The organism is Amycolatopsis sp. NPDC059027, assembly GCF_042739735.1.
Lineage (GTDB): Bacteria > Actinomycetota > Actinomycetes > Mycobacteriales > Pseudonocardiaceae > Amycolatopsis.
In genome coordinates, this window is the sequence record NZ_JBHYIK010000134.1 from 2779 (window position 1) to 11814 (window position 9036).

10 protein-coding genes are annotated in these 9036 nt (G+C 69.9%); 4 read left to right on the forward strand and 6 right to left on the reverse strand.

Annotated elements, in window-relative coordinates:
- Positions 1-39 precede the first annotated feature (39 nt).
- Positions 40-1821, reverse strand: a complete 1782-nt coding sequence (ctaD, locus tag ACFWY9_RS43960; protein ID WP_378328642.1) for a cytochrome c oxidase subunit I — start codon at positions 1819-1821, stop codon at positions 40-42.
- Positions 1822-1968: 147 nt separating this feature from the next.
- Between ctaD and ACFWY9_RS43965 the strand changes: the two genes are divergently transcribed.
- Positions 1969-2799: a phosphotransferase family protein gene (locus tag ACFWY9_RS43965; RefSeq protein ID WP_378341686.1), complete on the forward strand. Its 831-nt coding sequence runs from the start codon at positions 1969-1971 to the stop codon at positions 2797-2799.
- 71 nt (positions 2800-2870) lie between these two features.
- Here the strand turns inward: ACFWY9_RS43965 and ACFWY9_RS43970 are convergent, their stop codons facing one another.
- The gene (locus tag ACFWY9_RS43970; protein ID WP_378328644.1) at positions 2871-3623 is read right to left on the reverse strand and encodes an alpha/beta fold hydrolase; all 753 of its coding nucleotides are present in this window, start codon (positions 3621-3623) and stop codon (positions 2871-2873) included.
- Between the two features lie 39 nt (positions 3624-3662).
- On the opposite strand from ACFWY9_RS43970, the gene ACFWY9_RS43975 reads away from it, so the two are divergent.
- Complete coding sequence (locus ACFWY9_RS43975) at positions 3663-4184, forward strand: GNAT family N-acetyltransferase (RefSeq protein WP_378328645.1); 522 nt, start codon at positions 3663-3665, stop codon at positions 4182-4184.
- Between the two features lie 8 nt (positions 4185-4192).
- Here ACFWY9_RS43975 and ACFWY9_RS43980 read toward each other — a convergent pair whose 3' ends face one another.
- The 3 genes from ACFWY9_RS43980 to ACFWY9_RS43990 all read right to left on the reverse strand — a co-directional run bounded on the left by ACFWY9_RS43980 (position 4193) and on the right by ACFWY9_RS43990 (position 6888).
- Complete coding sequence (locus ACFWY9_RS43980) at positions 4193-4507, reverse strand: hypothetical protein (RefSeq protein WP_378328646.1); 315 nt, start codon at positions 4505-4507, stop codon at positions 4193-4195.
- 76 nt (positions 4508-4583) lie between these two features.
- Positions 4584-5660 (reverse strand): NAD/NADP octopine/nopaline dehydrogenase family protein, encoded by a 1077-nt coding sequence (locus tag ACFWY9_RS43985; RefSeq protein ID WP_378328647.1) that lies wholly within the window; start codon positions 5658-5660, stop codon positions 4584-4586.
- A 100-nt stretch (positions 5661-5760) separates the two neighbouring features.
- A complete protein-coding gene (locus tag ACFWY9_RS43990) occupies positions 5761-6888 on the reverse strand; it encodes an alkaline phosphatase family protein (protein WP_378328648.1) in 1128 nt (375 codons plus the stop codon).
- Positions 6889-6933: 45 nt separating this feature from the next.
- On the opposite strand from ACFWY9_RS43990, the gene ACFWY9_RS43995 reads away from it, so the two are divergent.
- Positions 6934-7146, forward strand: a complete 213-nt coding sequence (locus ACFWY9_RS43995) for an FmdB family zinc ribbon protein (RefSeq protein ID WP_378328649.1) — start codon at positions 6934-6936, stop codon at positions 7144-7146.
- On the opposite strand, the gene ACFWY9_RS44000 is transcribed toward ACFWY9_RS43995, so the two are convergent.
- Complete coding sequence (locus tag ACFWY9_RS44000; protein WP_378328650.1) at positions 7143-8258, reverse strand: trans-sulfuration enzyme family protein; 1116 nt, start codon at positions 8256-8258, stop codon at positions 7143-7145. The genes ACFWY9_RS43995 and ACFWY9_RS44000 overlap by 4 nt on opposite strands.
- 58 nt (positions 8259-8316) lie before the next feature.
- Here ACFWY9_RS44000 and ACFWY9_RS44005 point away from each other — a divergent pair, with 58 nt between their 5' ends.
- Positions 8317-8790, forward strand: coding sequence for an Lrp/AsnC family transcriptional regulator (locus ACFWY9_RS44005; protein ID WP_378328651.1), 474 nt, complete (start codon positions 8317-8319; stop codon positions 8788-8790).
- The last annotated feature ends 246 nt before the right edge of the window (positions 8791-9036 follow it).

Here is a 9036-nt window from a genome sequence, read left to right on the forward strand (position 1 = left end):
GCCTCACATCGGCCGTGGCACGCGCCCTGTCTCATCGGGTCACTGCTCGCTCGCGTTGTCCTTGTCGTGATCCCCGGGGATCGCCGCCTCGGTCAGCACTTGCGAAGGAGCCTTCGCCTCGCCGTGCACCTTCGGTTTCCCGAAGAACCCGATCTCGCCCTCCTTGTGGATGCGCTCGATCATGTGCGGGTAGTGCAGCTCGAAGGCGGGCCGCTCGGAGCGGATCCGGGGCAGCTCGGTGAAGTTGTGCCGCGGCGGCGGGCAGGACGTCGCCCACTCGAGCGAGTTGCCGTAGCCCCACGGGTCGTCCACCGTGACGATCTCGCCGTACCGGTAGCTCTTGAAGACGTTCCAGATGAACGGCAGCGTCGAGGCACCGAGGATGTACGCGCCGATGGTCGAGATCGTGTTCAGCGTGGTGAACCCGTCCGTCGGCAGGTAGTCCGCGTACCGGCGCGGCATGCCCTCGGCACCCAGCCAGTGCTGGACGAGGAACGTGCCGTGGAAGCCGATGAACGTGGTCCAGAAGTGCCACTTGCCCAGCTTCTCGTCCATCATCCGGCCGGTGATCTTGGGGAACCAGAAGTAGATCCCGGCGAAGGTGGCGAACACGATCGTGCCGTAGAGCACGTAGTGGAAGTGCGCGACGACGAAGTAGCTGTCCGACACGTGGAAGTCGATTGCCGGAGCGGCCAGCATGATGCCGGTCAGGCCACCGAAGAGGAACGTGACGATGAAGCCCATCGAGAAGATCATCGGCGTCTCGAAGGACAGCTGGCCCTTCCACATCGTGCCGATCCAGTTGAAGAACTTCACGCCGGTCGGGACCGCGATCAGGAAGGTCATGAAGGAGAAGAACGGCAGCAGCACGGCGCCGGTGGCGTACATGTGGTGCGCCCACACCGCGACCGACAGCGCCGCGATCGCCAGCGTCGCCCACACGAGGCCCTTGTAGCCGAAGACCGGTTTCCGGCTGAACACCGGGAAGATCTCCGACACGATCCCGAAGAACGGGAGCGCGACGATGTACACCTCGGGATGGCCGAAGAACCAGAACAGGTGCTGCCAGAGGATCACGCCGCCGTTCGCGGGGTCGAACACGTGCGCCCCGAGATGCCGGTCCGCCAGCAGGCCCATCAGCGCCGCGGTCAGGATCGGGAAGGCGAGCAGGACCAGGATCGACGTCACCAGGATGTTCCAGGTGAAGATCGGCATCCGGTACATCGTCATGCCGGGCGCGCGCAGGCACACGATCGTGGTGATCATGTTGACCGCACCGAGGATGGTGCCCAGACCCGAGACGACCAGACCGGAGATCCACAGGTCGGCGCCGACGCCGGGCGAGTGGATCGCGTCCGACAGCGGGGTGTAGGCGAACCAGCCGAAGTCGGCCGCGCCACCCGGGGTGAGGAAGCCGGAGATGACGATCAGGCCGCCGAACAGGTACAGCCAGTACGAGAACGCGTTCAGCCGCGGGAACGCGACGTCCGGCGAACCGATCTGCAGCGGCATGATGAAGTTCGCGAACCCGAACAGGATCGGCGTCGCGTACAGCAGCAGCATGATCGTGCCGTGCATGGTGAACAGCTGGTTGTACTGCTCCTGCGACAGGAACTGCTGGCCGGGACGCGCCAGCTCGGTACGGATCAGCATCGCCATCGCGCCGCCCACCATGAAGAAGGCGAACGACGTGACCAGATACATGATGCCGATCTGCTTGTGGTCCGTGGTGCGGAACAACCGCAGCAGGTACGAACCCTTAACCGTCTCGTGCGCCGGGTATGGGCGCGTGGCGATCGGCTTGGGGGCTACGGCCGTCACTCCTGCCTCCAACACTGCAGCCTTGTGGTGGTCATTGATCGGGAATCGCCGGTCCGCGCCCGCCGTGCGGCAGGCCCATTCCGGCAATCAAGGGGATCGTAGCCCTCGCTACCGACAGTCGCTCGCACCGGCTGGCAAGATCGCGCCGTGGCCGACGAATACACCGAAGCCGCGGTCGCCGCCGCGGTGGCCGTCGCCCGGCGGTGCGGACTGCCCGCCGACGCGCCCGACGTGCTGCACGATCGCTCGAACGTGCTGGTGAGACTGGGTCCGGTGGTCGCGAGAGTGCCTGCGACGACACGGCTGGCGCGGCCCGATCCGGCCGCCTGGCTGGCCCGGGACGTCGCCCTGTCGGCCTACCTCACCGAACGTGATGTGCTGGTCGTCTCACCGACCACGGATCCCCCGGCCGGACCGCATTTCGCGCACGGTCTCCCTGTCACGCTCTGGCACCACGTCCGGCCCGATGCGGACCGCCGGTGTTCCCCCGCCGAGCTCGTGGAGTCACTCGGCCGGGTCCACGCCGCACTGCGCGGCTACACCGGTGGCCTGCCCGAACGCGGACCACTCGACGAACTGCACCGGATTCTCGACCGCCACGGCGCCACGATGGACGGCGCGGCGCCCCGGCTGCGTGCCGAGGCGGACCGCATCGCCGCGGCGATGCCCGTCGCGCCCTTGCAGGCCCTGCATGGCGACGCGCACCCGAGCAATGTGATGGTCACCTCGGCGGGCCCGTGCTGGCTCGACTTCGAGGACACCTGGCGCGGTCCGCTCGCCTGGGACCTCGCCACGTTCGCCAAGGAAACCGGCCGCGACGCCCTCGCCGCCTACCCCGGCGAAGTCGGCGAAGCCGCCTTCGCCCCCTGCCTCGAACTCCGCCGCCTCTTCGAAGTCCCTTGGCGCTACGTCATCGCCCGCCGCTTCCCGCACCGCCTCCCCGAGGCCCGCGCCGCCCTCGCCCGCTACTTCGCCTGATCACGCGAGATCTCCGCCCAATCACGCGAGTGCGCTCTCCAATCACATGAGTACGCTCCCCCAGCGCAGCCTCAGTCCTCCGGATACCACCCCAAAATCGCTTCGACGACGCCGGCCGGGTCCTCCAGCGGTGTCAGATGCCCCACCTCGGGCAGCACGACGAGTGTCGCGTCGTCCAGCGCGTCGACCATGGTGTTCGCCGCGTCCAGCGGGGTGATCGCGTCCTGCTCGCCGACGATCACCAGCGCAGGGATGTCCTTGTCCCGCAGCAGTTCGACGGAGTCCGGGCGGACCCGCATCGCCCGCGCGGCCCACGCGACGCCGACAGGCGGCTGGGCGTCGATGAGCCCACGGACCGTTTCGGTGACCTCCGGGCGTTCCGCTCGGGTCTTCTCCGACAGCAGGTTCGGCAGGTTCGCCTCGGCGAGCCAGCCCGTGACGCCCTCGGCTTCGACCCGCTCGGCGACGTCGAGCCGGGTCTGCGCCGCCTCGGGCGTGTCGGCGGTGGCCTTGGTGTCGATGAGGACGAGCCCGCCGACGCGTTCGGGGGCGAGCCGGAGCACGGCCAACGCCAGATAGCCGCCCATCGAGCAGCCACCGAGCACGACGCGGTCGAGACCGAGCCGGTCGAGCAGCGCGACGACGTCGTGAGCCGCGTCAGCGAGGCTGGGCTCGCGTTCGGTTTCCGGAAGCGGGCTGCGGCCGAGTCCACGCTGGTCGGGCGTGATCACCCGGACCCGTTCGGCGAGCGGGGCGCGCACCGGATCCCACATCCGGGCGTCGAGGGGGAAGGCGTGCAGGAGTACCAGGGGCAGATCCGTCATGGCCCGATTCTGTCGGACCCCCGCGCTAGCGTCGCGGACATGCTGATCACGACCTTCACCGAGCTGCGGACGGAACGGCTGGTGCTGCGGCCGCTACGTGAGGAGGACCGGCAGGCCATGGTGGACATCCACACCGACCCGCGGACGAACCGGTTCAACCCCGCACCACCGGATGTCGCGACGTTCTCGGAGACGTACACGGCCTGGCTGGCGCACTGGGCCGAGCACGGCTTCGGTTACCTCGCGGTGACCGAGGCAGGCGGCACGGAGGTACTGGGCGTGACCGGGGTACGGCTCCGCGAGTTCCGCGGCGAGCGGGTGCTGAACCTGGCCTACCGGTACCGGCCGTCGGCGTGGGGAAAGGGCTACGCCGCCGAGGCGGCCGCCTCGGTCGTGGACTGGTGTGCCAGGGAACTGCCCGGCATTCCGGTGCTGGCCAGTATCGCCGTGACGAACAAACCTTCGCTGCGAGTGGCGGAGCGGCTCGGATTCACTGACTACACGGAGGAGATGTACGACGGAGCATTCTCACGCCATTACCGGCGTTCTCACGACAACTGAATAAGGGCTCACCAGCGGCGATGGGGCCGCCTGCGGGCACGCGCGTCCCAGCAGGGGCGGTGCCAGTGGCGGCGATCGGCGACGGAGCCGGTCTCGTCGGCGGGCCAGACGACGACGTGCGGAGTGCCCGGCCGGATCTCGTGGTCACAGCCGGGGCAGCGGTAGACCTTGTTCGCCTGCGCGCCGGGCACGGTGCGCACGAGCCAGTCCCCGTCCACACCCGATTCGGCGCGTGCCCAGCCGGTGGCGGCACCCAGCTCGGGCTGGGCGCCACCACGGGCGTCGCGGGCACGGCCGCGGTCCGGGCGGTTGCGTCGGGGCACACCGAAACGGTAACCGCCGGGCGGATCGAGCCGGGGAACAGGCGGTGACCAGGCCGTGGCCGGGTCCGAGCCGGACTCAAGCGGCGTTCAGGCGCCCGATGATCCGCTCGTGGCTCAGCCCGTCCCAGTCGAGCCTGGCCAGGGTGCGGCCGGTACTGCGGAAGTCCTCGCCGCCGAGCGCGGACATGATCGTGATGGCGGCGTCCACCATCGGGGTACCGATCCCGGCACGGCGCGCGAGCGCCTGCAACGGCACCAGCGTGGACCGGATGTCCTCGGTGAGGAACCGGTGGTCGAGGCTGGTCGGCGCGGCGATCGTCTTGTACGGCTCGACCGTGCGGATGGCGTCGAGCAGGCAGGTGCGGGTGCAGCCGTAGTAGCGGTCGAGCAGCTCGGTCATCGGGAGCAGGCGCGCACCGTATGCCTCGGCGACCGCGGCGAACTCCGCCTCGGTCCGCTCCAGCAGGGTCACGGTGCGCGCGGACAGGCCTTCGACGTAGAAGAGCAGCTCCTCCGCGCGGTCGATGGTCCCGAGGTTGGCAAGCGCGATGGGTACATGGGCCACGGCGCCGAAATCGTGCAGGCCGCGTTCAACCGGGTTGCGGGTCACCTCGAGCATGGGGAACCACTCGCACACCAGCCCGGCGTGCCGGTCGACGGCATCGGCCGAGCTGCCGGAGAACAGGTTCCAGCCCTTGGTGCCGAGCACGGTCACCCCACCGGTCCCGTGTGGCCGGGCGGCGAACAGCGCGTCGGTCTCGACCACGTCGACGTCCGGGGCACCCGCGATCGTCAGCGCGTGGGCGAACTCGACGCTGCCGCAGAGCTTGCTGGAGAACAGGACCACGACCTGTCCCCGGGTGAGGTGCGGGGCGAGGCGCGCGGCCACCTCCGGGTAGGCGGTGGTGACCGTCGCGACGAGGACGACGGCACGACCGGCGAGGTCGGCCGGGTCGCCGGTGACAGCGCGGAGCGGGAACCGTCCATTGAGGACACCGGTCGCGGTGATCGCACGACGGCGGGCGATCTCGTCCGCCGTCCGAGGATCTCGTGTGTAGAGGTGCACGGGCAGGTCGCGTGACGCGAGGTAGGCGGCCACCGCGCGCCCCTCACCACCGGCTCCGACGACCCCGATTCCGTCCAGCACAGCCATATCGCCCACTCCGTTCCATCCGGCACGTAGTGGACAGGTCGCGCGGTCCTGGCCGGGAGTTCCCCGGCGGCAGGCGTCCCAGCAAGCAGGAAGGTCCTGCTCAGCCCTGCGCGATCACGAGCGGTACGAGCTGTTCGGCGGTGGTGAGCGAGCCGTGCTGGCCGATCAGCGAGGACTCGACGGCTTCGGCGAGTTCCCGCACCATGCCGAACCGGCCGCGCGCCGCCGCGACGACGTCACCGATCCGTGGCCGGACGCGATCGCTCACGGTGTGCCCGAACCAGCCCGCCTCGATCGCTTCGTCCCGTGAGCGCACCCAGGCGCGGTCACCGATCACCTCGCGCCACGCGGCGAGCACGTCTTCGGCGGCACCTGGCTCGGCGTAGACGTGCCGGGCCCGGACCTCACCGCCGATCGCGCGAACACCGGAGAGCAGATCCGGGGTCTCGTCGATGTCGAGCACGCCGTCGACGGCGACCATCCCGTGGTCGGCGACCACGGCGAGCAGCGCGCCAGGCGGCAGACCGTCCACAAGGGACTCGACGAGCCGGTCCACCTGGCGCAGCTGCATGCGCCAAGCCGTCGAGCCCGGGCCGTACAGATGCCCGAGCATGTCGACTTCGTTGTGGTAGGCGTAGCAGAACGCCCTGCCTTCGGCGAGCACGTCGAGGGTGCGGGCGGCGAGGTCGCCGAGCGCGTGGACTCCGGCATAGCGGGCACCGCGCTGCGTCGCGCGAGTCAGCGCGGTGTCGGCGAACTTCGCCGAGGACACCACGGCGGAGTCGATCCCGGCTGCCGCAGCGCGTTCGAACGTGGTCTGCAGGGGCTGGACCTCACGGGGCGGCAGCGCGCCCCGGAGGTCACCGCCGTTCTCGTGGCTGCACCAGCGCAACGCGTTGAGCACACCGGTTCCCGGCATCTCGAACGTGTAGCCGACCATGCCGTGCTCACCGGACGCGAGCCCGGTGCCGATCGCGGCGAGCCCGGCGGCGGTCGTGGCAGGGAATCCGACGCGGAGCTGTCGCTGGGCGAGTTCCGCCAGCACCGGCGCGTCCGCGGCGTGCTCGTGGAGCAGTTCCCAGCCGAGCCCGTCGATCAGCAGCACGGCGGCGCTGCGGCTTTCCGGCAGCGTCAGCGTGTTCACGAACTCACTGACGCCGACGGCGGCGAGCAAGGACGGGACGACCTGGCCCAGATGCGGGATTCCGGTGATCTGCGGTGGTTCCACCCGCCCAGCTTCCCACCTCGCCCCCGGCCGGTGATAATTCTTTCCATGCCGACCTACGCCTACCGCTGCCGGGAATGCACCGAGACGTTCGAACTGCTGCGGCCGATGAGCGAGTCGAGTGCTCCCGCGGTCTGCCCGGACGGGCACGCCGACACCGTCAAGCTGCTGACGACCGTCGCGCTGACCGGCGCGGCGGGTGGGTCAGCCGCGCCGGCCCCGGCGGGCGGCGGTTGCTGTGGTGGCGGCTGCTGCGGTTAGCAGGCCTTCAGCGCCTGGTCGAGGTCGTACCAGAGGTCTTCGACGTCCTCGAGCCCGACCGACATCCGGATCAGCCGGTCGGTGACCCCGGCGCCGCGCCGGTCCGCCGCGTCGACGATGCGATGGCTGATCGACGCCGGATGCTGGATCAGCGTGTCGACGCTGCCCAGGCTGACCGCCGGGGTGACGAGCCGGACCGCACCGATCAGCGCGTGCGGGTCGCCGTCTACCTCGAACGCCACCAGCGGCCCGCCGAGCCGCGGGTAGTGGACGGACCGGACAGCGGGGTGCGCAGCCAGGCGCTCGGCGAGAACGGCCGCCGTCGCGGAGGCGGCGTTGACCCGCAGCGGGAGCGTGGAAAGCCCGCGCAGCAACAAATATCCGGCGAGCGGGTGCAGGACCCCGCCGGTGGCGAACCGGATCTGCCGCAGCCTGCCCGCCTCCTCGGCGTCGCACGCGACCACCCCGCCCATGACGTCCCCGTGCCCGCCGAGGAACTTCGTCGCGCTGTGCAGCACGATGCGCGCGCCGTGCCGGCCGGGCCGTTGCAGCACCGGTGTCGCGAAGGTGTTGTCGACCAGCAGCGGAACATCGCCGCAGATCTCGGCGAGCGCGGCGATGTCGACCTCGCGCAGCGTCGGGTTCGCCGGCGTTTCAACGAACACGAGCCCGGTGTCCGGCCGCAGCGCGGCGGCGAGGTCCTCCGGCGCGGTCCAGGTGACTTCGGTGCCGAGCAGCCCGGAACCGAGCAGGTGATCGGAACAGCCGTAGACCGGGCGCACCGCGACGACATGGCGCTTTCCTTGCGCCACCGCGGAAAGCAAGCAGGCCGATACCGCGGCCATCCCGCTGGCGAACGCAACCGCCTGTTCGAAACCCTCGAGTTCGGCAAGCGCTTTCTCGAAGCGCTCGACGGTCGGGTTCCCGATCCGGCCGTACACCGGCATCCCGGACGCGACGGCGCCGGTGGCGAACTCGTCGATCCGCCGGGCCTCGTCGGCGCTGTCGCGAGAGGGGTAGGTGGTGGACAGATCGAGCGGGACGGCGTGCACGCCCAGGTCCGTGAGGTCTTCACGGCCGGCGTGGACGGCTCGCGTACGCAGTGCGGTCATGCCGTCATGGTCGAGCTTCTATCGGAGAATATGCAATATTCTCGGATATGATTCGCCGATGACGTCTTCTGTCGAACTCAGCCCGGTTGATCTCGAGATTTTGCGGCTCCTGCAGAACGACGCCCGGATGTCGAACAAGGACCTGGCGGCCGCGGTCGGCATCGCCCCGTCGACCTGTTTGGACCGCGTCGCGCGGCTGCGCGAGACCGGCGTGATCACCGGGCAGCGCGCGCAGGTGGACGCGGCCAAGCTCGGCCGCCCGCTGGAAGCGTTCCTCTTCGTCCAGGTGCGCCCGCACCGCCGCCCGCTGGTGGACCGGTTCATCGAGCACCTGCTCGCCCAGCCCGAGGTCCGCGCCGTCTACCACCTGACCGGCCCGGACGACTTCCTCGCCCACGTCGCGACCAGCTCGGCCGCCGAACTGCAACGCCTGGTCCTGGACGAACTGACCGCGCGCGACGAGGTCGCCCGGGTGCACACCAACCTCGTCTTCCAACACTGGTCCGGCGGCCCGCTCCTCCCACCTGCCTGACCGTCGCTTCGCCCGCCGCCTTGCGCCCCAATGAGGTTTTGTCAGTAGTGGTCGGTTGCGTTCGGCACGGGCGACGGCTGTTGCGGGCTTTTCGCGCTGGTCAGCGACGTCGCGAATGGTCCATGGGGGACGTTCACCGCCCCCAACGGAGTGGACCGCCCCGGGTTTCATGAAGGCAACAGCCTCCATGAAACCCGGGGCGGTCCATGGCGTTCGGTGCGTCCAACGCCGGTCGCGAATAAACAA